The organism is Streptomyces sp. NPDC058289 (assembly GCF_042880975.1).
In the GTDB taxonomy this organism is placed as follows: Bacteria; Actinomycetota; Actinomycetes; order Streptomycetales; family Streptomycetaceae; genus Streptomyces; species Streptomyces stoeckheimensis.
The window spans coordinates 1-25498 of the sequence record NZ_JBHVYI010000068.1; the positions used below are offsets into that span (position 1 = coordinate 1).

Annotated in this window: 24 protein-coding genes and 1 riboswitch; of the genes, 12 read left to right on the top strand and 12 right to left on the bottom strand. The window is 70.5% G+C overall.

Annotated elements, in window-relative coordinates:
* Positions 1–124: 124 nt before the first annotated feature.
* A complete protein-coding gene (locus ACFVX6_RS28920; protein WP_389696339.1) occupies positions 125–670 on the bottom strand; it encodes a M23 family metallopeptidase in 546 nt (181 codons plus the stop codon).
* Positions 671–922: 252 nt separating this feature from the next.
* On the opposite strand from ACFVX6_RS28920, the gene rpsB reads away from it, so the two are divergent.
* From rpsB to ACFVX6_RS28965, 9 genes are all read left to right on the top strand, one after another.
* Positions 923–1852, top strand: a complete 930-nt coding sequence (gene rpsB / locus ACFVX6_RS28925) for a 30S ribosomal protein S2 (protein ID WP_389696341.1) — start codon at positions 923–925, stop codon at positions 1850–1852.
* A 135-nt stretch (positions 1853–1987) separates the two neighbouring features.
* A complete protein-coding gene (tsf, locus tag ACFVX6_RS28930; RefSeq protein ID WP_389696343.1) occupies positions 1988–2824 on the top strand; it encodes a translation elongation factor Ts in 837 nt (278 codons plus the stop codon).
* 162 nt (positions 2825–2986) lie between these two features.
* Positions 2987–3766, top strand: coding sequence for a UMP kinase (gene pyrH / locus ACFVX6_RS28935; RefSeq protein ID WP_389696345.1), 780 nt, complete (start codon positions 2987–2989; stop codon positions 3764–3766).
* A 50-nt stretch (positions 3767–3816) separates the two neighbouring features.
* Positions 3817–4374 carry a ribosome recycling factor gene (gene frr, locus ACFVX6_RS28940; RefSeq protein WP_112453867.1) on the top strand — a complete coding sequence of 186 codons (558 nt, stop codon included), beginning with the start codon at positions 3817–3819 and terminating at the stop codon, positions 4372–4374.
* The gene (locus ACFVX6_RS28945) at positions 4374–5453 is read left to right on the top strand and encodes a phosphatidate cytidylyltransferase (RefSeq protein ID WP_389696347.1); all 1080 of its coding nucleotides are present in this window, start codon (positions 4374–4376) and stop codon (positions 5451–5453) included. Before frr ends, ACFVX6_RS28945 begins: the two co-directional genes overlap by 1 nt.
* Positions 5454–5546: 93 nt before the next feature.
* A complete protein-coding gene (gene rlmN / locus ACFVX6_RS28950; protein ID WP_389696349.1) occupies positions 5547–6659 on the top strand; it encodes a 23S rRNA (adenine(2503)-C(2))-methyltransferase RlmN in 1113 nt (370 codons plus the stop codon).
* Positions 6660–6718: 59 nt separating this feature from the next.
* A riboswitch (TPP riboswitch) is annotated at positions 6719–6827 on the top strand.
* Between the two features lie 84 nt (positions 6828–6911).
* The gene (locus ACFVX6_RS28955; RefSeq protein ID WP_389696350.1) at positions 6912–8012 is read left to right on the top strand and encodes a thiamine ABC transporter substrate binding subunit; all 1101 of its coding nucleotides are present in this window, start codon (positions 6912–6914) and stop codon (positions 8010–8012) included.
* Between the two features lie 59 nt (positions 8013–8071).
* Positions 8072–9688 (top strand): ABC transporter permease, encoded by a 1617-nt coding sequence (locus tag ACFVX6_RS28960; RefSeq protein WP_389696409.1) that lies wholly within the window; start codon positions 8072–8074, stop codon positions 9686–9688.
* On the top strand, positions 9688–10713 hold the full coding sequence (locus ACFVX6_RS28965; protein ID WP_389696352.1) for an ABC transporter ATP-binding protein: 1026 nt from the start codon (positions 9688–9690) through the stop codon (positions 10711–10713). Before ACFVX6_RS28960 ends, ACFVX6_RS28965 begins: the two co-directional genes overlap by 1 nt.
* A gap of 49 nt (positions 10714–10762) precedes the next feature.
* Here the strand turns inward: ACFVX6_RS28965 and ACFVX6_RS28970 are convergent, their stop codons facing one another.
* From ACFVX6_RS28970 to ACFVX6_RS28995, 6 genes are all read right to left on the bottom strand, one after another.
* Positions 10763–11680: a hypothetical protein gene (locus ACFVX6_RS28970; RefSeq protein ID WP_389696354.1), complete on the bottom strand. Its 918-nt coding sequence runs from the start codon at positions 11678–11680 to the stop codon at positions 10763–10765.
* Between the two features lie 101 nt (positions 11681–11781).
* Positions 11782–12891 carry an LOG family protein gene (locus ACFVX6_RS28975; protein WP_389696356.1) on the bottom strand — a complete coding sequence of 370 codons (1110 nt, stop codon included), beginning with the start codon at positions 12889–12891 and terminating at the stop codon, positions 11782–11784.
* Between the two features lie 26 nt (positions 12892–12917).
* Positions 12918–13991 (bottom strand): hypothetical protein, encoded by a 1074-nt coding sequence (locus ACFVX6_RS28980; RefSeq protein ID WP_389696358.1) that lies wholly within the window; start codon positions 13989–13991, stop codon positions 12918–12920.
* The gene (locus ACFVX6_RS28985) at positions 13973–14773 is read right to left on the bottom strand and encodes an ABC transporter ATP-binding protein (protein WP_389696360.1); all 801 of its coding nucleotides are present in this window, start codon (positions 14771–14773) and stop codon (positions 13973–13975) included. Before ACFVX6_RS28985 ends, ACFVX6_RS28980 begins: the two co-directional genes overlap by 19 nt.
* Before the next feature lie 194 nt (positions 14774–14967).
* Entirely contained in the window at positions 14968–16347 is a 1380-nt protein-coding gene (locus ACFVX6_RS28990) for an aspartate aminotransferase family protein (protein WP_274549774.1), read from the bottom strand.
* Complete coding sequence (locus tag ACFVX6_RS28995; RefSeq protein WP_073910973.1) at positions 16332–16835, bottom strand: Lrp/AsnC family transcriptional regulator; 504 nt, start codon at positions 16833–16835, stop codon at positions 16332–16334. The genes ACFVX6_RS28990 and ACFVX6_RS28995 overlap by 16 nt, the downstream gene beginning before the upstream one ends.
* A gap of 171 nt (positions 16836–17006) precedes the next feature.
* On the opposite strand from ACFVX6_RS28995, the gene ACFVX6_RS29000 reads away from it, so the two are divergent.
* The 3 genes from ACFVX6_RS29000 (at position 17007) to ACFVX6_RS29010 (ending at position 20375) form a co-directional block, all read left to right on the top strand.
* Complete coding sequence (locus ACFVX6_RS29000) at positions 17007–18446, top strand: gamma-aminobutyraldehyde dehydrogenase (protein WP_389696363.1); 1440 nt, start codon at positions 17007–17009, stop codon at positions 18444–18446.
* 118 nt (positions 18447–18564) lie between these two features.
* Positions 18565–19743 (top strand): spermidine/putrescine ABC transporter substrate-binding protein, encoded by a 1179-nt coding sequence (locus ACFVX6_RS29005; protein ID WP_389696365.1) that lies wholly within the window; start codon positions 18565–18567, stop codon positions 19741–19743.
* A gap of 92 nt (positions 19744–19835) precedes the next feature.
* On the top strand, positions 19836–20375 hold the full coding sequence (locus ACFVX6_RS29010) for a hypothetical protein (protein WP_389696367.1): 540 nt from the start codon (positions 19836–19838) through the stop codon (positions 20373–20375).
* A gap of 7 nt (positions 20376–20382) precedes the next feature.
* Here the strand turns inward: ACFVX6_RS29010 and ACFVX6_RS29015 are convergent, their stop codons facing one another.
* From ACFVX6_RS29015 to ACFVX6_RS29035, 5 genes are all read right to left on the bottom strand, one after another.
* A complete protein-coding gene (locus ACFVX6_RS29015) occupies positions 20383–21591 on the bottom strand; it encodes a serine hydrolase domain-containing protein (protein WP_389696369.1) in 1209 nt (402 codons plus the stop codon).
* Positions 21592–21738: 147 nt separating this feature from the next.
* Positions 21739–22428, bottom strand: coding sequence for a response regulator (locus ACFVX6_RS29020; RefSeq protein ID WP_389696371.1), 690 nt, complete (start codon positions 22426–22428; stop codon positions 21739–21741).
* Complete coding sequence (locus ACFVX6_RS29025) at positions 22425–23582, bottom strand: sensor histidine kinase (RefSeq protein WP_389696373.1); 1158 nt, start codon at positions 23580–23582, stop codon at positions 22425–22427. The genes ACFVX6_RS29020 and ACFVX6_RS29025 overlap by 4 nt, the downstream gene beginning before the upstream one ends.
* Before the next feature lie 68 nt (positions 23583–23650).
* Positions 23651–24340, bottom strand: a complete 690-nt coding sequence (locus tag ACFVX6_RS29030) for a glycerophosphodiester phosphodiesterase (protein ID WP_389696375.1) — start codon at positions 24338–24340, stop codon at positions 23651–23653.
* A gap of 20 nt (positions 24341–24360) precedes the next feature.
* Positions 24361–25386 carry an adenosine deaminase gene (locus ACFVX6_RS29035; RefSeq protein ID WP_389696377.1) on the bottom strand — a complete coding sequence of 342 codons (1026 nt, stop codon included), beginning with the start codon at positions 25384–25386 and terminating at the stop codon, positions 24361–24363.
* Between the last annotated feature and the right edge of the window lie 112 nt (positions 25387–25498).

Sequence of the window (25498 nt, forward strand, 5' to 3'; positions counted from 1 at the left end):
ACGATCCCGGCCCCCCCCCACCCCCCCCACCCCCCGGGGCTGCGCCCCAGACCCCGGTCCTCAAACGCCGGACGGCTGAAAGGCAGGCCCCGGGCCTCGGGCGCTGGACGGCTGAAAGTAGGCCTCAGGCGCCGGACGGCTGGAAAGGCAGGACCCGGGTCTTGGGTGTCGGGCGGCTGAGTAGGGGGAGCAGGCGGGGGGTTGGGTGGGGGAGGAGGGTCAGGGGGTTGAGGTAGGTCTCCTCGTGGAGGAGGCCCCAGTGGAGGCAGGGGCGGGGGCAGTGCGGGCCGTCCGTGAGGAGGGCCACCACCTGGCCCGCCGTGACCTCGGCACCCTCCGCCACCAGGGGGCGGACCGGCTCGTACGTCGTGCGCAGCCCGTTCGGCAGGGTCAGCGAGAGGACCCCGCGGCCCGCGACCTGGCCGGCGAAGTGGACGCGGCCCGGACCGAGCGCGCGGACCTCCGCGCCCACCGGGGCCGCCAGGTCCACCCCGCGGTGGCCCGCCGCGTACGGGGTCGGGGGCGGGTCCCACCAGCGGACCACCGTCAGTGGTGAGGGGAGCGGGCGCCCGCCCGTGACCCCCGTGACGTCCGGAGCGCGCGGCGGGCCCGGGGCGAGGCCCAGAGCGAGGCTCAGGGGCAGGAGCAGGGTGAGCAGCAGCTTTGTCATGGGGGTCAGGGTTCCGCCCCCGGGACCGGTCCCGCCGGGCCTGTGGACGGGCGGGGAGCTGTGGACAACCGCGTCATCCGGCATACCACCGGGTCCCGTACACTTCTTGTGGCGATCCGGGTCACCGGGTCGACTTCGCACGCCCCAGCACCGGCCCCTCAGGGCCAGGTGACAGCGTCTCTCGGTCCCCTCTACGGGGGCAGGGCGCGACAGGGGCGTCAGGAACCAAACCGAGAAAACAAGGAGATGGCCATGGCCGTCGTAACGATGCGGGAGCTGCTGGAAAGCGGCGTCCACTTCGGTCACCAGACCCGCCGTTGGAACCCGAAGATGAAGCGCTTCATCTTCACGGAGCGCAACGGCATCTACATCATCGACCTGCTGCAGTCGCTGTCGTACATCGACCGCGCCTACGAGTTCGTGAAGGAGACCGTCGCCCACGGCGGTTCCATCATGTTCGTCGGTACCAAGAAGCAGGCCCAGGAGGCCATCGCCGAGCAGGCGACGCGCGTTGGTATGCCCTACGTCAACCAGCGGTGGCTGGGTGGCATGCTCACCAACTTCTCCACCGTCTACAAGCGCCTTCAGCGTCTGAAGGAGCTTGAGGCGATCGACTTCGAGGACGTCGCCGCCTCGGGTCTCACCAAGAAGGAGCTCCTGGTCCTCTCTCGCGAGAAGATCAAGCTGGAGAAGACCCTCGGTGGTATCCGCGAGATGTCGAAGGTCCCCAGCGCCGTCTGGATCGTCGACACGAAGAAGGAGCACATCGCCGTCGGTGAGGCGCGCAAGCTCCACATCCCGGTCGTCGCGATCCTCGACACCAACTGCGACCCCGACGAGGTCGACTACAAGATCCCGGGCAACGACGACGCGATCCGCTCCGTCACCCTGCTCACCCGCGTGATCGCCGACGCCGTCGCCGAGGGCCTCATCGCCCGTTCCGGTGCCGCCACTGGCGACTCGAAGCCGGGCGAGAAGGCCGCCGCCGAGCCGCTCGCCGAGTGGGAGCGCGACCTGCTCGAGGGCGAGAAGAAGGCCGACGACGCTGAGGCCGCTCCGGCCGAGGCCGCTGTCGAGGCCCCCGCCGTCGAAGCTGAGGCTGCTCCGGCCGCCGAGGCCGAGGCCGAGGTCGTCGCCGAGGCCGTCGTCGAGGCTCCGGCCGCCGACGCCGAGCAGGCCTGACCCACTGAGAGCGCCCGGCGTTCATGCGCCGGGCACTCGCAGCACGGACGATGACGGCGGGGGAGCCGCGCCACGAGCGCGTCTCCTCCGCCGTTCACCCGTAGATCTACGACTTCGAGAGAGAATCCCAGACTCATGGCGAACTACACCGCCGCTGACGTCAAGAAGCTCCGCGAGCTCACCGGCGTCGGCATGATGGACTGCAAGAACGCGCTGGTCGAGTCCGACGGTGACGTCGACAAGGCCATCGAGGCCCTCCGCATCAAGGGTCAGAAGGGCGTCGCCAAGCGCGAAGGCCGTTCTGCCGAGAACGGTGCCGTCGCCTCGGTCATCGCCGACGACAACACCTCCGGTGTCATCGTCGAGCTGAAGTGCGAGACGGACTTCGTCGCCAAGGGCGAGAAGTTCCAGGCCGTCACCAACCAGCTGGCCGCCCACATCGCCGCGACCTCTCCGGCCGACGTCGAGGCGCTGCTCGCGTCCGAGATCGAGCCCGGCAAGACCGTGCAGGCGTTCGTGGACGAGGCCAACGCCAACCTCGGCGAGAAGATCGTCCTGGACCGCTTCGCGCAGTTCACCGGCGGTTACGTCTCGGCGTACATGCACCGCACCATGCCCGACCTGCCGTTCCAGATCGGCGTCCTCGTCGAGCTGGACAAGGAGAACGCCGAGGTCGCCCGCGGCGTCGCGCAGCACATCGCCGCGTTCGCGCCGAAGTGGCTCTCCAAGGAAGACGTGCCGGCCGACGTGGTCGAGTCCGAGCGTCGTGTGGCCGAAGAGGTCACCCGCGCCGAGGGCAAGCCCGAAGCCGCGCTGCCGAAGATCGTCGAGGGTCGTGTCAACGGCTTCTTCCGCGACAACACGCTGCTCGGCCAGGACTACGCCCTGGACAACAAGAAGTCCGTCCAGAAGGTTCTGGACGAGGCCGGTGTCACCCTGGTGCGCTTCTCGCGCATCAAGGTCGGCATCTGAGTCCGTCCGTACGCGACGGACACCGGACCCCGGTAGGGTCTGAAGCAGTCGCCCGCGTTCGCGCAGGGCGACCGCAGATCTGACGAGGAGGCCATTGCCGTAGAGGGAACCGCGAGGACCCACCGGCAATGGCCTTCTTCGTATGTGCACGAGGAGATCTCCATGAATCAGGGCGTGGACACCCACACCGCTTCCGACGACAAGAGCGACCAGGACAAGAAGGGCCGCCGCTTCATGCTGAAGCTGTCGGGCGAGGCCTTCTCCGGTGGCGGAGGACTGGGCGTCGACCCCGACGTAGTCCACGCCATCGCCCGCGAGATCGCCGCGGTGGTCCGCGACGGCGCGGAGATCGCCGTGGTGATCGGCGGCGGCAACTTCTTCCGCGGCGCCGAACTCCAGCAGCGCGGCATGGACCGGGCCCGGTCCGACTACATGGGCATGCTCGGCACGGTCATGAACTGCCTTGCCCTCCAGGACTTCCTGGAGAAGGAAGGCATCGACTCCCGCGTCCAGACGGCCATCACCATGGGCCAGGTCGCCGAGCCGTACATCCCGCTCCGCGCCGTGCGACACCTGGAGAAGGGCCGCGTCGTCATCTTCGGCGCCGGCATGGGCATGCCCTACTTCTCCACCGACACCACGGCCGCCCAGCGCGCCCTGGAAATCGACGCGGAAGCCCTTCTCATGGGCAAGAACGGCGTCGACGGGGTCTACGACTCCGACCCCAAGAAGAACCCGGACGCGGTGAAGTTCGACGCGCTGGAGTACAGCGAGGTGCTGTCGCGCGACCTCAAGGTCGCCGATGCCACGGCCATCACGCTGTGCCGCGACAACAAGCTGCCGATCCTGGTCTTCGAGATGCTCGCCGAGGGCAATATCGCGCGAGCCGTCAAGGGTGAGAAGATCGGCACGCTCGTGAGCGACCAGGGCACCCGGGCCTGAGCAGGCCCCGTCCGCCTGAACCATCCATTTCTGACATGCAGGAGCACGTGGTGACCGAAGAGATCCTCCTCGAGGCCGAGGAGAAGATGGAAAAGGCCGTCGTCGTCGCCAAGGAAGACTTCGCCGCGATTCGCACCGGTCGTGCGCACCCGGCGATGTTCAACAAGATCGTGGCGGAGTACTACGGCGCCATCACGCCCATCAACCAGCTCGCCTCCTTCTCGGTCCCCGAGCCGCGCATGGCGATCGTGACCCCGTTCGACAAGAGCGCCCTGCGCAACATCGAGACGGCCATCCGCGACTCCGACCTGGGCGTCAACCCCAGCAACGACGGCAGCATCATCCGGGTGACCTTCCCCGAGCTGACGCAGGACCGCCGCAAGGAGTACATCAAGGTCGCGCGCACCAAGGCCGAGGACTCCAAGGTGTCGATCCGCGCCATTCGCCGCAAGGCGAAGGACGCCCTCGACAAGCTCGTCAAGGACAAGGAAGCCGGCGAGGACGAGGTGCGCCGCGCCGAGAAGGAGCTCGACGACACCACCGCGAAGTACGTCGCGCAGGTGGACGAGCTCCTGAAGCACAAGGAAGCCGAGCTCCTCGAAGTCTGATGAACGACACTTCCTGGCAGCCGGAGCCGGTTCCGGCGGGTCCCGCCTACGATGCGCTGGTGGGCCCGCACACTCGGCCCATGCCCATCGTGCCCGATGCCGCCGGCCGTGACTTCGACGACCGGGATGCACGCGATCGGGGGGCCGCCGCTGACGGCGGCTCCCTTTTCCGCGCCGAGACGCCGCCGCAGGAGCCCATGCCCAGCCCCCCGCCGACCCCGCCTTCGCCGGCACCGCAGGACGCCTCGCCCCCGCCTCAGAAGAAGCGCGCCGGGCGGGACCTGCGTGCCGCCATAGGGGTCGGAGTGGGTCTCGGCGCGGTGATCTTCGCCTCGCTGCTCATCGTCAAGGCGGTCTTCGTCGGCGTCGTCGTCGTGGCGGTCGTCGTCGGCCTGTGGGAGCTCACCTCCCGGCTCCAGGAGAAGAAGGGCATCAAGGCCCCGCTGGTCCCGCTCGCCATCGGCGGCGCGGCCATGGTCATCGCCGGATACGTCCGCGGTGCCGAGGGTGCTTGGGTGGCCATGGCGCTCACGGTGCTGGCCGTCCTCGTCTGGCGGATGACCGAGCCGCCCGAGGACTACCTCAAGGACGTCACGGCGGGTGCCTTCGCGGCGTTCTACGTACCGTTCCTGGCCACCTTCGTCGCGATGCTGCTCACCGCCGACGACGGACCGCAGCGGGTGATCACCTTCCTGCTCCTGACCGTGGTCAGCGACACCGGCGCCTACGCGGTGGGGTGGCGCTTCGGCAAGACCAAGCTCGCCCCGCGCATCAGCCCCGGAAAGACCCGCGAGGGGCTCCTCGGAGCGGTGGCCTTCGCGATGGCGGCCGGCGCGCTGTGCATGGAATTCCTGATCGACGGTGGCGTCTGGTGGCAGGGCCTCGTGCTCGGCCTCGCCGTCGCGGTCAGCGCCACGCTCGGTGACCTCGGGGAATCCATGATCAAGCGGGATCTCGGGATCAAGGACATGGGCACCCTGCTGCCGGGTCACGGCGGCATCATGGACCGGCTGGACTCCCTGCTTCCGACGGCCCCGGTGGTCTGGCTGCTGCTGGCGCTGTTCGTCGGCACCGGCTGACCTGCGAAAAGGCGCCCGTACAGGCGGGGCGGTTACTCTTGGAAGGCGCGCTGCTTCTGCGGCGCGCCTTTCGTCTTACAAGGAGTACCTGCCATGGCCCGCCCTGTCCCGGGAGAGCTCACTTTCGTCGCCCCTCGCGGAGCGAAGAAGCCGCCCCGGCACCTCGCCGACCTCACCCCCGAGGAGCGCCGGGAGGCGGTCGCCGCGATCGGTGAGAAGCCCTTCCGGGCCAAGCAGCTCTCCCAGCACTACTTCGCCCGGTACGCCCACGACCCGGCCGAGTGGACCGACATCCCCGCCGGGTCCCGCGAGAAGCTCCAGCAGGAGCTGCTGCCGGACCTGATGAACGTCATCCGCCACATCTCCTGCGATGACGACACCACCCGCAAGACCCTGTGGAAGCTGCACGACGGCACGCTCGTCGAGTCCGTGCTGATGCGCTACCCGGACCGGGTCACCATGTGCATCTCCTCGCAGGCCGGCTGCGGCATGAACTGCCCGTTCTGCGCCACCGGCCAGGCCGGTCTCGACCGGAACCTGTCGACGGCCGAGATCGTGCACCAGATCGTCGACGGCATGCGCGCCCTGCGCGACGGCGAGGTCCCCGGCGGGCCCGCCCGGCTGTCGAACATCGTCTTCATGGGCATGGGCGAGCCGCTCGCCAACTACAACCGCGTCGTCGGCGCCATCCGCCGCCTCACCGACCCGGAGCCCGACGGCCTGGGCCTGTCCCAGCGCGGTATCACCGTCTCCACCGTGGGCCTGGTCCCGGCGATGCTCCGCTTCGCCGACGAGGGCTTCAAGTGCCGCCTGGCCGTCTCCCTGCACGCCCCGGACGACGAGCTGCGCGACACCCTGGTCCCCGTGAACACCCGCTGGAACGTCCGCGAGGTGCTCGGCGCGGCCTGGGAGTACGCGGAGAAGTCCGGCCGCCGGATCTCCATCGAGTACGCCCTGATCCGCGACATCAACGACCAGGCCTGGCGCGGTGACCTGCTCGGCAAGCTGCTCAAGGGCAAGCGCGTGCACGTCAACCTGATCCCGCTGAACCCGACTCCGGGCTCGAAGTGGACCGCCTCGCGGCCCGAGGACGAGAAGGCCTTCGTGGACGCCATCGCCCGCCACGGCGTGCCGGTGACCGTCCGCGACACCCGCGGTCAGGAGATCGACGGCGCGTGCGGCCAGCTCGCCGCCTCGGAGCGCTGATTTTCGCCGGTTGAGGTGTGCTTTCGGCCGCGGGGTACCCTGTGGCCGAAACCAATTTCATATTCCGACAGGGGAGCGCCACAGCGCTGAGAGTGCGGTATCCGTCACCGCAGACCCTCTGAACCTCGCCCCGGTCATTCGGGGTAGGAAGTTCGGTCATCACTCAAGCTGTTGCGCCCTGCCCGGCGTCCGCTCCACAGAGCGCCGGGCAGGGCCGCGTCTTCTCCTGGACATCCCAGGAGGAATGCACCAATGAGCACCACCAAGAAGATGGCGGGTGTCGCGCTCGCTGCCGCGCTCGGCGTCACCACGCTCAGCGCATGCGGCGGCGGCGACGCCAAGGACAAGTCCGCCGGGGCGAGCGACGCCCCGAAGTCCAAGACGATCACCCTCGTCTCGCACGACTCCTTCAACGTGACCGACTCGGTCCTCAAGGAGTTCGAGCAGCAGAGCGGCTACACCGTCAAGGTCCTGAAGTCCGGTGACGCGGGCGCGGCGCTGAACCAGGAGATCCTCACCAAGGGATCCCCGCGCGGCGACGTGTTCTTCGGCGTGGACAACACGCTCCTCTCCCGTGCCCTCGACAACGGCATCTTCACGCCGTACGAGGCCAAGGGGCTGGCCGGCGTGAAGCCCGAGTTCGTGCTCGACAAGGAGCACCGGGTCACCCCCGTGGACTCCGGCGACATCTGCGTGAACTACGACAAGGCCTACTTCGCCGACAAGAAGCTCGCCCCGCCGCAGACGCTGGACGACCTGATCAAGCCGGAGTACAAGAACCTGCTGGTCACCGAGAACGCCGCGACCTCCTCGCCCGGCCTCGGCTTCCTCCTCGCCTCCGTCGGCAAGTACGGGGACGCGGGCTGGAAGGACTACTGGAGCAAGCTCAAGGCGAACGGCGTCGAGGTCGTCGACGGCTGGGAGCAGGCCTACAACGAGCGCTTCTCCGGCTCGGCCGGCGGCAAGAAGGCCAAGGGCGACCGCCCGCTGGTCGTCTCCTACGCCTCCAGCCCGCCGGTCGAGGTCCTCTACGGCGAGCCGCAGCCGGCCGAGGCCCCGACGGGCGTCGCGACGGGCACGTGCTTCCGGCAGACCGAGTTCGCGGGTCTGCTCAAGGGGGCGAAGAACGAGGAGGGCGGCAAGGCGCTCCTGGACTTCCTGATCTCCAAGAAGTTCCAGGAGGACATGCCGCTCCAGATGTTCGTGAACCCGGTGGCCAAGGACGCGGCGCTGCCGGAGCTGTTCACCAAGCACGGCGTGGTCATCGAGAAGCCCGAGACGGTCGCCCCGGAGGCCATCGCCAAGAACCGTGACCAGTGGGTCAAGGCTTGGTCCGCCCTCGTCGTGAAGTAGGACGAGTGAGCAGGGTTCCGAAGGAGAGCGGGCGGGCCACGGCCGTCAGGCTCGGTCTGATGGCCGTGCCGCTCGTCTTCTTCGGGCTGTTCTTCGCGTACCCCGTCGCCGCGATCGTCGGGCGCGGGCTCAAGACGGACGACGGCTGGCAGTTCGGCCGGATCGGCGAGGTGCTGGCCCGGCCCGACATCGGCGACGTGCTCTGGTTCACCACCTGGCAGGCGCTCGCGTCCACGGCGCTCACGCTCCTGATCGCGCTCCCCGGCGCGTACGTCTTCGCGCGCTTCGAGTTCCCCGGCAAACAGCTGCTGCGGGCGCTCGTGACGGTGCCGTTCGTGCTGCCGACCGTCGTGGTCGGCACCGCGTTCCTCGCGCTCGTCGGGCGGAACGGTCTGCTGGACGAGGTGTGGGGGATCCGCCTCGACACGACCGTCTGGGCGATCCTGCTCGCGCACGTCTTCTTCAACTACGCCGTCGTCATCCGCACGGTCGGCGGGCTGTGGGCGCAGCTGGACCCGCGCCAGGAGGAGGCCGCCCGGGTGTTGGGCGCCGGGCGGTTCGCCGCCTGGCGGCGCGTGACGCTGCCCGCGCTGGGCCCGGCCGTCGCGGCCGCCTCGCTAATGGTGTTCCTGTTCACGTTCTCCTCCTTCGGCGTCGTGCAGATCCTGGGCGGGCCCGCGTACTCCACCCTGGAGGTGGAGGTCTACCGGCAGACCGCGCAGCTCCTGGACCTGCCGACGGCCGCCGTGCTGACGATGGTGCAGTTCGCGGCCATCGGAGCGATCCTCGGCGTGCACGCCTGGACCGTGCGCAAGCGGGAGACCGCACTGCGGCTGGTGGACCCGGGGCGGACCACGCACCGGCCGCGCGGCGGGGCCCAGCGCACCCTGCTCGGCGGGGTGCTGCTCACGGTGGCGCTCCTGATCGTGGCGCCGCTCGCCGTGCTCGTCGAACGTTCGCTCGACGCCCCCGGCGGGTACGGGTTCGGCTTCTACCGGGCGCTCCAGGAAGTCGGCGCCGGCGGCGGTACCTTCCTGGTGCCGCCGCTGGAGGCGATCTGGAACTCCCTGCAGTACGCGCTCGCCGCCACCGCCATCGCGCTGGTCGTCGGCGGGCTCGCGGCCGCGGCGCTGACCCGGCGCGCGGGCCGCTTCGTACGGGGCTTCGACGCGCTGCTGATGCTCCCGCTGGGGGTGTCGGCCGTGACCGTCGGCTTCGGCTTCCTCATCACCCTCGACAAGCCGCCGCTGGACCTGCGGACCTCGTGGATCCTGGTGCCGCTGGCGCAGGCGCTGGTGGGCGTTCCCTTCGTCGTACGGACCATGCTGCCGGTGCTGCGCGCGGTGGACGGGCGGCTGCGGGAGGCCGCCGCCGTGCTCGGCGCCTCACCGCTGCGGGCCTGGCGGGAGGTGGACCTGCCGATGGTGCGGCGGGCCCTGCTGATCGCGGCGGGCTTCGCCTTCGCCGTGTCCCTCGGGGAGTTCGGGGCGACCGTCTTCATCGCGCGGCCCGACCATCCGACGCTGCCGGTCGCCGTGGCGCGGCTGCTGGGCCGGGCCGGGGAGATGAACTACGGGCAGGCGATGGCCCTGAGCACGATCCTGATGCTGGTGTGCGCGGTGTCCCTGCTGGCGCTGGAGCGACTGCGACCCGACAAGACCTCCGGAGAATTCTGATGACCCTGCTTCAGCTGGAAGGGGTGTCGGTCCGCTTCGGTGAGCGCGCGGTCGTGGACGCCGTGGACCTGGCCGTCGCCGAGCACGAGATCGTGTGCGTGCTCGGGCCGAGCGGGAGCGGCAAGTCCACCCTGCTCCGGGTGGTGGCCGGGCTCCAACCCGTCGCCGGCGGGAGGGTGCTGCTGGGCGGCGCCGACCAGGCCGCAGTGCCCGTACACCGGCGGGGGGTGGGCCTGATGTTCCAGGACCACCAGCTGTTTCCGCACCGGGACGTGGGCGGGAACGTCGCCTTCGGCCTGCGGATGCGGGGTGCTTCGAAGCAGTCCTCCGAGGTCCGGGTCACCGAGCTCCTGGAGCTGGTCGGGCTCCCCGGGGCGCAGGGCCGGGCGGTGGCCTCGCTGTCCGGCGGCGAGCAGCAGCGGGTCGCGCTGGCGCGGGCGCTCGCGCCTTCGCCGCGGCTGCTGATGCTGGACGAGCCGCTCGGGCAGCTGGACCGCGGGCTGCGGGAGCGGCTCGTGGTGGAGCTGCAGGGGCTGTTCTCGCGGCTCGGCACGACCGTGCTGGCCGTCACGCACGACCAGGGCGAGGCGTTCGCGCTGGCCGACCGGGTGGTCGTCATGCGGGACGGGCGGATCGCGCAGGCGGGGACCCCGCTGGAGGTGTGGCAGCGGCCGGCGTCGGAGTTCGTCGCGCGGTTCCTGGGCTTCGAGAACGTGGTGCCTGCTGCGCTTTCGGCCGGAGTGGCCGTGACCCCGTGGGGCAAGGTTCCGGTTCCGGCCGGGTCACCGGAGGGGGATCATCGGGTGCTGATCCGGCCTGCGGGGGTCGTGCTGTCACCCGAGGGGGGGCTGGGGTGCGAGGTGGTGTCGCGGACCTTTCGGGGGACGCATGTCGCGCTGCTGCTGCGGCCTGGGGTGGGGCCGGTGTTGGAGGCGGAGTGTGACTTGGCCGGGGCGCCGGCGGTCGGGGACCGGGTTGCGGTGACGTTCGCCCCGGCCGAGGTGGTCGTGCTGGCGGGGGAGTAGGGCCGCTGCGCCCTTTGCCGCTGCGCGGGGCCGAGTCCCCGCTGCGCCCTCAAACGCCGGCGAGGCTGGATTTGTCGGGCTCCGGGTCGGGAGACTGGGTCTCCGTGCCCTCGTGGTTGCCGTACCAGGCGACTGCGACCGCGCCGGTCACCGCCAGGACGAAGCCGAGGACTGCCAGCCAGGCCATGCCGGGGCGGGACGCGTCGCCCAGCCAGAGCACGCCGATCGCTCCGGGGAGCACGGTTTCACCGACCACCAGGGCGGCGGTGGCGCCGTTCACCGAGCCGATCTGGAGCGCCACGGTGTGCAGGTACATGCCGCCGACCCCCGCCAGGACGATGGCGTACAGGGCCGGGTCGGAGAGGAGGGAGGGGAGCGAGAACGGCTCCACGCCGTTCAGGATGCGGACCCCGACGCCCAGCGCGCCGAACGCCAGACCCGACAGCAGGCCCGCCAGGATCGCGGCCCGGGCGCCGAGGAAACGTACCGCCACCGTGCCGCCCACGATGATCAGCACGGTCACCGCAAGGAGCCACCAGTGCGTGGCGGCCGGAGCGTAGTGGCCGCCCTCGTGGCCCGCGGCCGTCGCCAGCAGGACCAGGGCCGCGCAGACGACCCCGATGGAGGTCCATTCCTTCCGGGTCAGCCGGATGCCGAGCATCTTCACGCTCAGCACGGCCGTGATCACCAGGTTGGCGCTGATGACGGTCTGAGAGAGGAAGAGCGGCAGGAGCCGGGCGGCCAGGGCGCCCAGGCCGAAGCCCACGAAGTCCAGGATCGTGCCGACGATGAACTCCCAGGTCATCGCGGCCTTCGCCGTGGAGGTGAGGTTCGGGCCGCCGTGCTGGGTGACCCCCGCGGCGGCCGGCGACATCCGGGCCGCCCGCCGTGAGCCCACGGCTTGCAGGACGGATCCCGTGCCGTAGCAGATGGACGCCGCGATGGCGGTGAGCAGGCCTATGAGCACCCGAGGGCTCCGTTCACGTCTGGCAGGTTTTACGTAGTGCGTACCTCTTCCAGACGTGGAAAAGGCGAGAGAAGTTGCCTGACCGGGTCAGGTCGTCGAGGTCAGCTCATTGCGGCGAGGGCCGCCGGGACCTCGGACACCGAGTCGACCAGGGCGATCCGGGACTCCATCGCCCGGCCGAGGGCCAGCGCCTGGAGCAGCGGCCAGGCGGGCAGCCGTTCGGTCCAGTGGGCGCGGTCGACGAGGACCATCGGGGTGGGCTCGCCCCGGGACGCGTAGTAATTGGGCGTCGCGTTGTCGAATATCTCCTGGACCGTGCCCGCCGCGCCCGGCAGGAACACCACGCCCGCGTTGGACCGGGCGAGCAGCCCGTCCTCCCGGGTGGCGTTCGCGAAGTACTTCGCGATGTGCCCGGCGAAGGGGTTCGGCGGCTCGTGCCCGTAAAACCAGGTCGGGATGCCCACCGAGTCGCCGCCCGTGACCGCCGGCCAGCGTTCCCGTACGGCGAAGGCCGCGCGCGCCCAGTCGGAGACGGACGGGGTGAAGGACGGGGCCTTGGCCAGCATCCGCAGGGCTTCGGGCAGGGCCTCGTCGGGGGCCGGGGCGAGGTACGCGCCGAGGTTGGCCGCCTCCATCGCGCCGGGGCCGCCGCCGGTGGCCACGGTCAGCCCGGAGCGGGTCAGGGTCCGGCCGAGTTCGGCCGCGCCCCGGTAGGCGTCGCCGCCGCGGGCCATGGCGTGGCCGCCCATCACACCGACCACGCGGGCGCCGGCGAGGTGCTCGTCGAGGGCGTCGGAGATGGCGTCGTCGTGGATGGACCGCAGCATCGAGGAGTAGATGTCCCCGTCCGCTTTGGTCTCCTGCAACCAGGCGTAAGCCTCGGCGTCCGGGGTGGCCTCGTAGCCGGCTGACAGCCCGGCGAAGAGCTCCTCGGCCGTGTAGAGCAGGCCCCGGTACGGGTTGAAGGGCAGGTCGGGGACGGGCGGGAAGACCAGGGCGCCGTCCGCGCGCACCTTGACCGAGGCGTCCGGTTCCATCGCGCAGCCCAAGAAGACCGCGGACGAGGTGTCGGCGGACAGCAGGGCGAAGGTCCGCTCCAGCAGGTTGACCGACTGGATCCGGTACCCGCTGAGCGAACCGCGGGCCACGACCCGGTCGAATTCGGCGAGGGTCTCGATCTCGGTATCGGACTCGATGTAGGGGTTGACCATTCGGCCCACCCTAAGGGCTGCCCGCCTCAGCGGGTCAATGCCAGCGACGTCAGCTGTGACACACCCCAGCTGAGCGGCAGGCACACCGCCACCAGCGCGGTGGCCCGTACGGTCGCGGCCGTACGGAGGACCTTGCCCGGGGCGCCGAGCCCGGTCAGGGTCTCGCGGTCGGCGGCCCGGGCCTGGTGGACCTCGACCGCGGAGGTGAGCAGGGTGGCGGCCGCGCACAGGGCCACCAAAGCGGCGGCGGGGGCGGTCAGCGGGCCGAGCGGGACTTGGAGCCCGCCGTGATCGCGCAGGGCCACGGCGCTGAGGGCGCCCGCCCCGACGGCGCACAGGACACCGAGGGGTGCGCCCAGGCGGGGGGCCTCCTCCTGGAGGGCCCGCCCGGCCAGCAGCCTGAGCGCGCCCGGGCGGACGGACTGGACCAGCGCCCCGCAGGCGTAGGCCAGGCCCGGTCCGGCGAGGGCGAGCCCGAGGGCGGTCAGCGCCCAGCCCGCGGGCATGCCGGCTCCGCCGGGGCGGGAGTAGGCCAGCACGGCGAGTCCGCAGGCGGTGAGGGCGATGCCCCAGGGCAGTGCGGTCTGCGGTGCGGGCCGGGGGTGCGGGCGCAGGGCGAGGGCGGTGGCGATCGAGGCGGCCAGCGGCAGCAGGGCCAACAGGGTGAGGGCGGCCGCCACGGGCAGGGGCTGGTCGGCGTGGAGCAGCTCGGCCCCGGCGCCGTCGAAGGGCAGCCCGGTCACGTCCCCGCGCAGATGGAGGAAGACGGCCAGGGCCACGGCGCTGCCGAGGGCGCAGGCCACGGCCGTGGAGATCGTCGCGACCAGGGTGAGCCGTACGGGTCCCAGCCCGGCGGCGTCCAGTCCTTCCGGGGGCCGGGTCGCGGGGTCGGTACGGGCCACGGCGACGGCGAACTGGACGGTGACGGCGAGGGGGACCAGGGCCCACAGCAGCTGAGGGAACGATCCGGCGGGCCGGGCGGTGGCCTGGGCGAGCACGTACAGCAGCAGGAAGCCGCTGCCGGCCGAGGCGGCGGCGACGAGCAGCCGGCGCAGCTGTACCAGCGGCCGGGAGCCGCGGGCTAGGCGGAGAGCGAGCACGCGGCCTGGTCCTCCGGGGGCTGGGGGAAGGAGGTCGGGGAGAGCCCGGCCGCGGCTGCCGTGGCGGCCGGGCGGCCGTCGAGCAGGGGGAACCGCCGGTCGGCGACGGCTGCGGTCTCCTCGTCGTGGGTGGCCAGCAGCACGGTGATGCCGTGGGAGCGGGCGGCCGTGGTGAGGGTGCGCAGCAGCAGGGAGCGCTCGGCGCGGTGCAGCGGGGCCGTGGGTTCGTCGGCGAAGACCACGGCGGGCAGGTGCGCGAGGGCGCGGGCGAGGGCGACGCGCTGGGCCTCGGCCCGGTTGAGTGAGCCGGGGTGCTTGCGGGCGAAGGCCCCGATGTCGAGGCGGTCGAGCCATTCGCAGGCGGCCCGTTTGGCGGTGCGGTGTCCGGCGCCCGCGATCAGCAGCGGCAGGGCGGCGTTCTCCCAGACCCGCAGCTCGGGCAGCAGTCGCGGCTCGGGGCCGATCCAGCCGAAGCGGTCGCGGCGCAGCCGCTCGCGGGCCAGGGTCCCCATGGTGTGCACGGGGACGCTGTTGAACCAGACCTCGCCCTGTTCGGGCCGCAGCTGTCCGGACAGGCAGCGCAGCAGCGTCGTCTTGCCGCTGCCCCTGGGGCCGGTCACGGCGAGGATCTCTCCCGCGCGGACGCCGACCGAGACCCCGATGAGGCCCGGTGATCCGCTGTGGGAGTAGTGAAGGGACCGTGCCCAGAGCAGATCGTCCTGGGGCAGGATCGTGTCCGACGGAGCGTTGTCCGGCGGAGCGTCGTCCCGTGGAGCCACCATGGCGTACACCTCCGTCCGGGGGAACGAAGCGGAGCCCGCTTGGTCACTGGCGCCGCAATGAGATGTAAAGAGATGAACGTCTTGGATGGTGACAGCACACGGCCCGGACCCCCGCGTTCTCACTCGAACGGAGGATCCGGGCCGTGTGGTCCGGCAGTTTGCCGCCTGCGGGACGGTGGGAGGACGCGGGCTGGTTAGAGCTTGGTCCAGGCCTCGGTGAGCACGCGGCGCAGGATGCCTTCGATCTCGTCGAAGGTGCCCTGGTCGGCGATCAGCGGCGGGGCCAGCTGGATGACCGGGTCGCCACGGTCGTCGGCGCGGCAGTACAGGCCGTTCTCGAAGAGCGCCTTGGAGAGGAAGCCGTAGAGCACGCGCTCGGTCTCCTCGTCCGTGAAGGACTCCTTGGTGACCTTGTCCTTGACGAGCTCGATGCCGTAGAAGTAGCCGTTGCCGCGGACGTCGCCGACGATCGGCAGGTCGTGCAGCTTCTCCAGCGTCGAGCGGAAGGCGTCCTCGTTGTCCAGCACGTGCTGGTTGAGGCCTTCCTTGTCGAAGATGTCGAGGTTGGCGAGCGCCACCGCGGAGGACACCGGGTGTCCGCCGAAGGTGTAGCCGTGCAGGAAGGTGTTGTCACCCTTGTAGAACGGCTCGGCGAGCCGGTCCGAGATGATGCAGGCACCGATCGGGGAGTAGCCCGAGGTCATGCCCTTCGCACAGGTGATCATGTCCGGGATGTAGTCGAACTTGTCACAGGCGAACATCGTGCCCAGACGGCCGAACGCGCAGATCGTCTCGTCGGAGACGAGGAGCACGTCGTACTCGTCGCAGATCTCGCGGACCCGCTGGAAGTACCCGGGCGGCGGCGGGAAGCAGCCACCGGCGTTCTGCACCGGCTCCAGGAAGACGGCGGCGACGGTGTCGGCGCCCTCGAACAGGATCTCCTGCTCGATCTGGTCGGCGCACCAGCGGCCGTAGGCCTCGGGGTCGTCGCCGTAGATCGGGGCGCGGTAGATGTTGGTGTTGACCACCTTGTGCGCGCCGGGGACCAGCGGCTCGAAGGGGGCCTTGAGGGCCGGCAGGCCGGTGATGGACAGGGCGCCCTGCGGGGTGCCGTGGTAGGCGACCGCACGCGAGATGACCTTGTACTTGGTGTGCTTGCCCTGAAGCTTGAAGTACTGCTTGGCAAGCTTCCAGGCGGTCTCGACGGCCTCGCCGCCACCGGTGGTGAAGAAGACCTTGTTCAGGTCGCCCGGGGCGTAGTGCGCGAGGCGCTCGGCGAGCTCGACGGCCTTGGGGTGCGCGTACGACCAGATGGGGAAGAACGCGAGTTCCTGGGCCTGCTTGTACGCGACCTCGGCCAGTTCCTTGCGGCCGTGACCGGCGTTGACCACGAACAGTCCGGCGAGGCCGTCCAGGTAGCGCTTGCCCTTGTCGTCGAAGATGTAGGTGCCCTCGCCGCGGACGATGGTAGGTACGGGCGAGTTCTCGTACGACGACATGCGGGTGAAGTGCATCCACAGGTGGTCGTAGGCGGTCTTGGAGAGGTCCTGGCTCACGGCTATCGCGTTCCCCACATGTAGGTCTGCTTCTTCAGCTTCAGGTAAACGAAGCTTTCGGTTGATCGCACGCCGGGGAGCGCGCGGATCTTCTTGTTGATCGTTTCCAGCAGGTGGTCGTCGTCCTCGCAGACGATTTCCACCATCAGGTCGAACGAGCCCGCGGTCATCACCACGTACTCGCACTCGGCCATCGCGGTCAGCGCGTCGGCCACCGGGTCGAGGTCTCCCTCGACGTTGATGCCGACCATCGCCTGGCGCCGGAGCCCCACGGTGAGCGGGTCGGTGACGGCGACGATCTGCATGACGCCCTGGTCGAGCAGCTTCTGTACCCGCTGGCGCACCGCTGCTTCGGACAGGCCGACGGCCTTGCCGATCGCCGCGTAAGGACGACGACCGTCCTCTTGCAGTTGCTCGATGATCGCCAGGGACACAGCATCGACCGAAGGGGACGGTTGTCTGTTCCTGGAATCTGCGCTTCGACTGACCACGACCTCACTGTGCACGAGGAGTCGTCTGTTCCGCAAGGCGAGAACGATGTAATTCGTTGTTTCGGGAGCAGGATCTCACCGATTCCGTAGTTCGTGCTGTGTGGGCCTGTCGAAAACGGTGTCCGAGGGGCTAGGCTGAGTAGCTGTCTCAACCATTGGACATGTGATCACAGGAGTGTGGCTGTAGTGACCACCGAACTGCGTCGTCTGCGCAACTACATCGGCGGGGAGTTCAAGGACGCCGCCGACGGGCGGACCACCGAGGTGGTCAACCCCGCCACGGGCGAGGCGTACGCGACTGCTCCCCTCTCCGGCCAGGCGGACGTCGACGCCGCCATGGCCGCGGCCGCGGCAGCCTTCCCGGCCTGGCGCGACGCGACCCCCTCCGCGCGCCAGAAGGCCCTGCTGAAGATCGCGGACGCCCTCGAGGCCCGCGCGGACGAGCTGGTCGCCACCGAATCGGAGAACACCGGCAAGCCGCTCGGCCTCACGGCCAGCGAGGAGCTGCCGCCGATGGTGGACCAGATCCGCTTCTTCGCCGGTGCCGCCCGCCTGCTCGAGGGCCGTTCGGCCGGCGAGTACATGGAGGGGATGACCTCGATCGTCCGCCGTGAGCCGGTCGGCGTCTGTGCCCAGGTCGCGCCGTGGAACTACCCGATGATGATGGCCGTCTGGAAGTTCGCCCCGGCCCTGGCCGCGGGCAACACCGTGGTCCTCAAGCCCTCGGACACCACCCCGGCCTCCACCATCCTGATGGCGGAGATCATCGGCGAGATCCTGCCCAAGGGCGTCTTCAACGTCGTCTGCGGCGACCGCGAAACCGGCCGGGCCATGGTCGAGCACCGCACTCCGGCGATGGCCTCCATCACCGGCTCGGTGCGCGCGGGCATGCAGGTCGCCGAGAGCGCCTCCAAGGACGTCAAGCGCGTCCACCTGGAGCTCGGTGGCAAGGCTCCCGTCGTGGTCTTCGAGGACGCCGACATCGCCAAGGCCGCCGAGGACATCGCGGTCGCGGGCTTCTTCAACGCCGGCCAGGACTGCACCGCGGCCTGCCGCGTACTGGTCCACGAGTCGATCCACGACGAGTTCGTCGCGGCGCTGGCCAAGAACGCGGCCGACACCAAGACCGGGCAGCCGGACGACGAGGACGTGCTCTACGGCCCGCTGAACAACCCGAACCAGCTGAAGCAGGTCGCGGGCTTCATCGAGCGGCTCCCCGCCCACGCCAAGGTCGAGGCGGGCGGCCACCAGGTCGGCGAGAAGGGCTACTTCTACGCCCCGACCGTGGTCTCCGGCCTCAAGCAGGACGACGAGATCATCCAGAACGAGGTCTTCGGCCCCGTCATCACGGTCCAGTCCTTCACGGACGAGGACCAGGCCCTGGCGTACGCGAACGACGTCGAGTTCGCCCTCGCCTCGTCCGTGTGGACCAAGGACCACGGCCGCGCGATGCGGATGTCCAAGAACCTCGACTTCGGCTGCGTGTGGATCAACACCCACATCCCGCTCGTCGCCGAGATGCCCCACGGCGGATACAAGAAGTCCGGCTACGGCAAGGACCTCTCCGCCTACGGCTTCGAGGACTACACGCGCATCAAGCACGTCATGACCTCGCTCGACGGCTGACCGTAGGCCGGGCGGGCGGCCGGTCGGCCGCCGCATCGACCAGGTCACAGCCTTGACGGGGCGGGTAGTAGACAACATGTCTATTGCCCGCCCTTCGGCGTTCCACAAGGCTCCTCCCATGCCTGAACTCGCCTTTTCCCGCCGCGCGGCGCTGCGCGGCCTCGGTGCCGCGGGCCTGCTGGCCGGCCTCACCGGCTGTGGTGTCCCGGCCGCGTACGTCCCCGAGAGTCGGCGGGAGGGGCGGGACCGGTCCGAGAGCGATCGGAGCGTCTCCTTCTCCAACTGGCCCCTCTACATCGACACCGACGAAGAGGACGAGAGCAGGCGTCCGACGCTGGACGCCTTCGCGGAGAAGACCGGCATCGAGGTCCGGTACACCGAGGAGATCAACGACAACGACGAGTTCTTCGGCAAGATCAGTCCGGCTCTGATGAATCACCAGCAGACCGGCCACGACGTGGTCGTGGTCAGCGACTGGATGGCCGCCCGCTTCGTCCACCTGGGCTGGGCCCAGAAGATGGACCGCTCGGCGCAGGCGAACGTGTCGAAGTACCTGGACCCGCAGTTGCGCTCGCCCGCCTTCGACGAGGGCCGGCTGCACACCGTGCCCTGGCAGTCGGGGATCACCGGCATCGCCTACAACCGCAAGGCGCTCGGCCGGGAGATCAAGTCCGTCCAGGACCTGTGGCACCCGGACCTGGCCGGCAAGGTCACGCTCTTCTCCGGTCTGGACGAGTCCTTCTCCCTGCTGATGCAGGGCAACGGGGCCGACGTGACCAAGTGGACCGAAACCGACTTCCACCGGATGTGCGACCGGGTGGAGAGCATGGTGAAGAAGAAGCACATCCGCCGCTTCACCGGCAACGACTACACCTCCGATCTGAGCAAGGGCGACGTGCTGGCCTGCCAGGCCTATTCGGGGGACGCGATCCAGCTCCAGGCCGACAACCCCGACATCGAGTTCGTGGTCCCCGAGGAAGGGGGCGAACTCTGGGCGGAGAGTCTGCTCATCCCCAACCTGGCTCCTCGCAAGGCCAACGCCGAGGCGCTGATCGACTTCTACTACGACCCGGAGATGGCCGCGCTGCTCGCCGCCTCCGTCAACTACGTCTGCCCGGTCCCGGCCGCCCGCGAGGTGCTGGCCGCCTCGGACGACCGGGAGACCGCCGAGCTGGCCGAGAACCCGCTGATCTTCCCCGACGAGGACATGCGCAAGCGGCTCGTCGTGGCCCGCGACATCTCCTCCGCCGAGCGCCCCTCCTTCGCCAAGCGCTGGAACGGCATCGTCGGTCTTTGAGGGTGGGGGCTCTGATCTCGGTCCGGCGGCGGAACTGAACATGTTCAGCAATTGTGCTGAACATGTTCAGAAACCCGCGTAGGCTTCCTTCCATGAGCGAGAGAAGCGCCCTTCTGCGGCGGATCCGTGCCTGGCTTGCCCTGTTCCTCGTCTGCCTGGTGCTGAGCGGACTCACCGCCTTCCCCCTGGTGAGCGAACTCCACTGGGCCAATGCCCTGGTGGACAACGAGTGGCTGCGCCGTGTCGGCGACGGGCTGGAGCGGGCGGACTCCGAGTACCCCTTCCTCCTCTACGGCACGGACTGGCTCGCCTTCGCCCATCTGGTGATCGCGGTGTTCTTCTACGGGGTCCACCGCGATCCCGTCCGCAACGTCTGGATCGTCGAGGCCGGAATGATCGCCTGCGCCGGCATCATTCCGCTGGCCCTGATCTGCGGGCCCATCCGCGGCATCCCGGTCTGGTGGTCGGTGATCGACATGTCGTTCGGCGTCTTCGGGGTGATTCCGCTGCTCATCCTGCGGCGCATGATCAAGCGGCTGGAGGCCATGCCGACGGACGCCACTCGGGCCCCGGTGCCGGCCCCGGCCCCGGCCGAGGACCTGGCCGCGGACCTGGCCGAGGCCCGGGGCTGAGTCCGCGCTACTTGGCGAAGGCGGCCATGACGATGCCGAGGGTCACCGGGTTCATGTCCTGGCCCTTGGCATCGGTCGAGTTGACCGAGTACACGAGGGTGCGGGACAGGTCGCGGGTCCCGCCTATCGCCGTGTTGTAGCCGTGCCGGCCGCCCGTCTTGCCCCAGGCGACCGTGCCGTCCGGCAGGGTGATCCGCGACATCCCGGCCGTCATCGTCGCGGACTTGCCCGTGACGAAGTCCTTCACCCCGGGAACCGTGAACATCTCCTCCAACTGCGCCGCCGGTACGAGGCGTCCGCTGAACAGGGCCACGGTGAACCGCTCCAGATCGGCCGTGGTGGAGATGATGTCGCCCGCCGCCCACCGGTCCGAGGAGTTCCACTCCGTCACGTCCCGCAGCTCGGTGGAACCGTCCTCCCGCGCCACCGCCTGGTACCCGTGGTTGTGGCGACCCGGTATGCGGGTCTGGAACCGGCCCGGGAACGAGGTGTCCCGCAGCCCCAACGGCCTCAGGACCCGCGCCGCGACCGCCTTCTCGTACGTCGTGCCCGTCACCTTCTCGATCAGCACGCCCAGCACGGTGTAGTTGATGTTCAGGTAGTGCTGGGCCGTGCCCGGGACGAACTCCGGGCTCTTGGTCACTGCGTCGGCGATCTGGTCGTGCGGATCGGTCACGTCGAAGCGGTGCTCCCACTGCGCCTCGAAGGAGTCGCCCGGACCGTCGGCCGCCTGAATCCCGCTGGTGTGGTTGAGCAGCTGCCGGACGGTGACCGTGCCGTACGCCTCCGGGACGGTCTCGGGCAGGTACCGGCGGACCGGCCCGTCGAGGTCCAGCCTGCCCTCGGCGGCGAGCTGGAGCACCACCGCCGAGGTGAAGGCCTTGGTCACCGACCCGGCCCGGAACCGGCCCTGCTCGATCGCCGGGCGCCCGGTGCGGATGTCCGCGACACCGGAACTGCCCTGCCAGCCACCGCTCGTGCCGCCCACCCGTACCAGCGCGGCCGTGGCGTCCTCGTGATCCGCCCCGAGCCCCGCGATCGCCCGCTCCAGCGCCGTGGCGTTCGGCGGGGTCGAGACCAGCGGTGCGGGCCCCTGCGTCGCGGAGCTCGGGGCCGGGGCCGACGAGACCCCCGACCCGGTGTGGGCGACGGCCGGACCGGCCGCGACGCCCAGGACCAGGGCGGTGGCGATGAGTGTGCGGGTCGCTCGGTTCATGGTGGGATCCCCCTGTCGGCTCTCCGGGCGACTTCCGCCCCGATGACCTCAATGCTGCTGGTCACAGGGGTAGTTGCGGATCACCACCGAGAGGGGTCTTTGCCGGTACGACAACTCACCACCGAGAGCGAGGAGATACCCCTCGTCTCACTCCCCAGAGGGAGATACCGGAGAGCCGGCCGCGATCAGACCCGTCTCGTACGCGCAGATCACCGCCTGGATCCGGTCCCGCAGCCCCAGCTTCGACAGCACGTTGCCCACATGCGATTTGACCGTGTGCTCGCTGACCATCAGCTCCACCGCGAGCTCCGCGTTCGACAGCCCCCGCCCCAGGTGCAGCAGCGTCTCCCGCTCCCGGGCCGTCAGCACCTCCAACCGCTGCGCGGACAGCGCCTCCCCGGCCGCCGGCCGGGCCGTCGCCGCCGTGTACTCCGCGATCAGCCGCCGGGCCACCGAAGGCGCCAGCAGGGACTCGCCCGCCGCCACCACCCGTACCGCGTGCACCAGATCGTCCCGCCGCACGTCCTTGAGCAGGAACCCGCTGGCCCCGGCGTGCAGCGCCTCGTACACGTACTCGTCCGAGTCGAAGGTCGTCAGCATCACCGTCCGGCAGGAACTCGTCCCCGAGATCTCCCGGCACGCCTCGATCCCGTCCAGCACCGGCATCCGGACGTCCAGCAGCGCCACGTCGGGCGCGAGGGACCGTACCGCCGCGACCGCCGCCGCACCGTCCCCGACCTCCGCCACCACCTCGATGTCCTCCTGGACGTCCAGGATCATCGCGAAGCCGCTGCGCACCAGTTCCTGGTCGTCGGCCACCACCACACGGATCGTCACTTCCCCACCTCCGCGCCCGACGTTACAAGCACCACCCGCACCTCGAAGCCGGTGCCGTCCGGCCCGGGCCCCGTCCGCGCCGTGCCCCCGTGGGCGGCGGCCCGCTCCCGGATCCCGATCAGGCCGTGCCCACCCGGTCGAGCCCGCGGCACGGAACCCGGACCCGCCCCCGCATCCATCCCCGCATCCGCCCCCGCGTCCGGACCCCGCCCGTCGTCCGTGACCGTCACCGTGAGCTCCCGCTCCCCGTACTCCAGGCGCACGGCCACCGCCGATGCCCCGGCGTGCTTGACCACATTGGTCAGGGCCTCCTGCACCACCCGGTGCACCGTCGCCTCCAGCGCCGCCGGCAGGGCGCGCACCGAGCCCGTGCGCTCGTAGAGCACCTCCGGCCCGCTGCCCCGGACCCGCTCCAGCAGCCCTGCCAGCTCCCCGATTCCGGGCTGCGGGGAGCGCGGCGCCGCCTCGTCCGTGCGCAGCACCCCCAGCATCGTGCGCAGCTGGGCCATCGCGTCCCGGCCCGTCTCGGCGATCGCCTCGAACGCGGCCTCGGCCCGCTCGGGGGCCCTGCGTACGGCCACCGGACCGGCCTCCGCCTGCACGATCATGATGCTGACCGCGTGCGAGAGGATGTCGTGCATCTCCCGTGCGATCCGGGCCCGTTCGCGGGCGGCCGCCTGCTCCGCCTCGATCCGGTTGGCCCGCTCCAGCTGGGCGGCCCGGTCCACGAGGGCGGCCGTGTACGCCTGCCGGGTGTGCTGCAGGCGCCCCAGCGCGTACGCGGCGCCGGAGACGAAGAAGGTGAAGAGCAGTTCGCGTGCGGTCCCGGTGTTCCAGTACACCGACAGGGCGACCGTGAGGACCGTCAGCCCGCCCACCGTCAGCCGCACCCGGGCCGTGCACTGCAGGGCGACCGTGTAGAAGGCGAGCAGCCCCGCGTACGGAAGCGGCTGCCCCGGGCCGTCCCCCGCCAGGTTGTACACGCCGCCGGCCGCCAGGATCGCGACCAGCACCGTCACCGGAGCCCGCCGCCGCCACACCAGCGGCAGCACGCCGAGCGTGGTCATCGCGTACGAGATCCAGTCCGCGGGCGGCGCATCGGCCGGCCGGGGCACCACGAAGGGCATCGTGACGGCCAGTTGCACCAGCAGCATCAGCCCCAGGTCCTGCCGGCGCGGACCGGCCCGCCGGATCCACGCTCCGAGCTCCCCCCAGGCCCGTATCACCGGCCGAGCTCGGCCCGTACGGCTCCCAGAGCGTCCAACCGGTTCGTGGTGATCGAGTCCACCCCGGCCCTGACCAGCGCGCGCATCGCACGCTTGGTGTCCGGGGTCCAGGCCGACACCAGCAGGCCGTCCCGGTGCAGGGCGTCCACCAGCTCCGGGCCGACCAGCCCGAAGCGGTAGTTGAGCCAGGTCGGGGCCACCGCGTCGATCAGCACCCGGCGCGGGGGAGCCAGGGTGGTCCACGTCAGCGCGATCTCGGCGCCCGGATCGGCGGCGCGCACCGCCAGCATGGTGGCCGGACCCGCGCAGTAGTACGTACGGTCACGGGCCCCGCACTCGCGGACCTGGCCGACGACGGTCCGCACGGTCCCGGCGCTCGCACCCGGCAGGTCGACCATGACCCGGCCCGCACCGGCGGCCATGAGGGCGTCGCGCAGGGTCGGGATCCCGCCCTCCGTCAGCTCCTTCAGCTGCGGGGCCGTGACGCCTTCGAGCCGTACGTCATGGCCCCACAGCCGCTGGAGGTCCTCGTCGTGGAGCAGTACGGGAACCCCGTCGCGGGTCATCCGTACGTCGATCTCCACCGCGTCCGCGCCCCGGTCGAAGGCGGAGCGGATCGAGGGCAGGGTGTTCTCGCGGACGCGGTAGGGATCCCCGCGGTGGCCTACGGCAGTCAGGGTGCGCATGCACCCATTCTGCGCAGCCGTCAGGAAGCCAGCCAGGCGGAGGTGTACGTGTCGATCTCGGCGGTGAGCTTCGCCTTGCCGGCCGGGTCGAGGAAGGAGGCCTCGACGGCGTTCTTCGCGAGCTGGGCGAGGCCGCGCTCGTCGAGGTCCAGCAGGCGGGCGGCCACCGCGTACTCGTTGTTGAGGTCGGAGCCGAACATCGGCGGGTCGTCGCTGTTGATGGTGACGAGCACGCCGGCCGCCACCATCTCCTTGACGGGGTGCTCGTCGAGGGTGGCGACGGCGCGGGTGGCGATGTTGGAGGTGGGGCAGACCTCCAGCGCGATGCGGTGTTCGGCGAGGTAGGCGAGCAGCTCCGGGTCCCGGGTGGCGCTGGTGCCGTGGCCGATGCGCTCGGCGCCCAGCTCGCGGATCGCGTCCCAGATGGTCTCGGGACCGGTGGTCTCGCCGGCGTGCGGCACGCTGTGCAGTCCGGCGGCGCGGGCGGCGTCGAAGTACGGCTTGAACTGCGGGCGCGGGACCCCGACCTCCGGGCCGCCCAGGCCGAAGGAGACCAGGCCTTCGGGGCGCAGGTCCAGGGCGAGGCGTGCGGTCTCCGCGGCGGCTTCCTCGCCGGCTTCGCCGGGGATGTCGAAGCACCAGCGCAGGATCACGCCGAGCTCGGCCTCGGCGGCCTTGCGGGCGTCCTCGATGGCCTCCATGAAGGCCTTCTCGTCGATCCCGCGGCGGGTGGAGGAGTACGGGGTGATCGTGAGCTCGGCGTACCGGATGTTCTGCCGGGCCATGTCGCGGGCGATCTCGAAGGTGAGGTGGCGCACGTCGTCAGGGGTGCGGACCAGGTCGACGACGGAGAGGTAGACCTCGATGAAGTGCGCGAAGTCGGTGAAGGTGAAGTAGTCGGCGAGGGCCTCGGGGTCCGTGGGGACCCTGGAGTCGGGGTGCCGGGAGGCGAGTTCGGCGACGATGCGGGGGGAGGCCGAGCCGACGTGGTGGACGTGCAGTTCGGCCTTGGGCAGCCCCGCGATGAAGGGGTGCAGGTCGGGCATGAGGGTGCCTCCGAAGGGCGCGTGCGGATGGAACGGGCTTCATCGTAGGCAGGATCCGCACCGCCGAAGGGGCCTGTCGGAGGGAGCGCTTAGCATGGCCGTACGAGAGGGG

Excerpts from the sequence above, each read along its gene's own strand:
- ACFVX6_RS28985 (WP_389696360.1), bottom strand. The coding sequence starts at position 14,773 with ATGGTGGCTCCACGGGACGACGCTCCGCCGGACAACGCTCCGTCGGAC.
- ACFVX6_RS29010 (WP_389696367.1), top strand. The coding sequence starts at position 19,836 with ATGAGCGAGAGAAGCGCCCTTCTGCGGCGGATCCGTGCCTGGCTTGCC.
- ACFVX6_RS29025 (WP_389696373.1), bottom strand. The coding sequence starts at position 23,582 with ATGCTGCTGGTGCAACTGGCCGTCACGATGCCCTTCGTGGTGCCCCGG.
- ACFVX6_RS28945 (WP_389696347.1), top strand. The coding sequence starts at position 4,374 with ATGAACGACACTTCCTGGCAGCCGGAGCCGGTTCCGGCGGGTCCCGCC.
- rpsB (WP_389696341.1), top strand. The coding sequence starts at position 923 with ATGGCCGTCGTAACGATGCGGGAGCTGCTGGAAAGCGGCGTCCACTTC.
- ACFVX6_RS28975 (WP_389696356.1), bottom strand. The coding sequence starts at position 12,891 with ATGGTCAACCCCTACATCGAGTCCGATACCGAGATCGAGACCCTCGCC.
- rlmN (WP_389696349.1), top strand. The coding sequence starts at position 5,547 with ATGGCCCGCCCTGTCCCGGGAGAGCTCACTTTCGTCGCCCCTCGCGGA.
- ACFVX6_RS29005 (WP_389696365.1), top strand. The coding sequence starts at position 18,565 with ATGCCTGAACTCGCCTTTTCCCGCCGCGCGGCGCTGCGCGGCCTCGGT.
- ACFVX6_RS28960 (WP_389696409.1), top strand. The coding sequence starts at position 8,072 with ATGGCCGTGCCGCTCGTCTTCTTCGGGCTGTTCTTCGCGTACCCCGTC.
- ACFVX6_RS28965 (WP_389696352.1), top strand. The coding sequence starts at position 9,688 with ATGACCCTGCTTCAGCTGGAAGGGGTGTCGGTCCGCTTCGGTGAGCGC.
- ACFVX6_RS28920 (WP_389696339.1), bottom strand. The coding sequence starts at position 670 with ATGACAAAGCTGCTGCTCACCCTGCTCCTGCCCCTGAGCCTCGCTCTG.
- pyrH (WP_389696345.1), top strand. The coding sequence starts at position 2,987 with ATGAATCAGGGCGTGGACACCCACACCGCTTCCGACGACAAGAGCGAC.
- tsf (WP_389696343.1), top strand. The coding sequence starts at position 1,988 with ATGGCGAACTACACCGCCGCTGACGTCAAGAAGCTCCGCGAGCTCACC.
- ACFVX6_RS29015 (WP_389696369.1), bottom strand. The coding sequence starts at position 21,591 with ATGAACCGAGCGACCCGCACACTCATCGCCACCGCCCTGGTCCTGGGC.
- ACFVX6_RS29035 (WP_389696377.1), bottom strand. The coding sequence starts at position 25,386 with ATGCCCGACCTGCACCCCTTCATCGCGGGGCTGCCCAAGGCCGAACTG.
- ACFVX6_RS29030 (WP_389696375.1), bottom strand. The coding sequence starts at position 24,340 with ATGCGCACCCTGACTGCCGTAGGCCACCGCGGGGATCCCTACCGCGTC.
- ACFVX6_RS28955 (WP_389696350.1), top strand. The coding sequence starts at position 6,912 with ATGAGCACCACCAAGAAGATGGCGGGTGTCGCGCTCGCTGCCGCGCTC.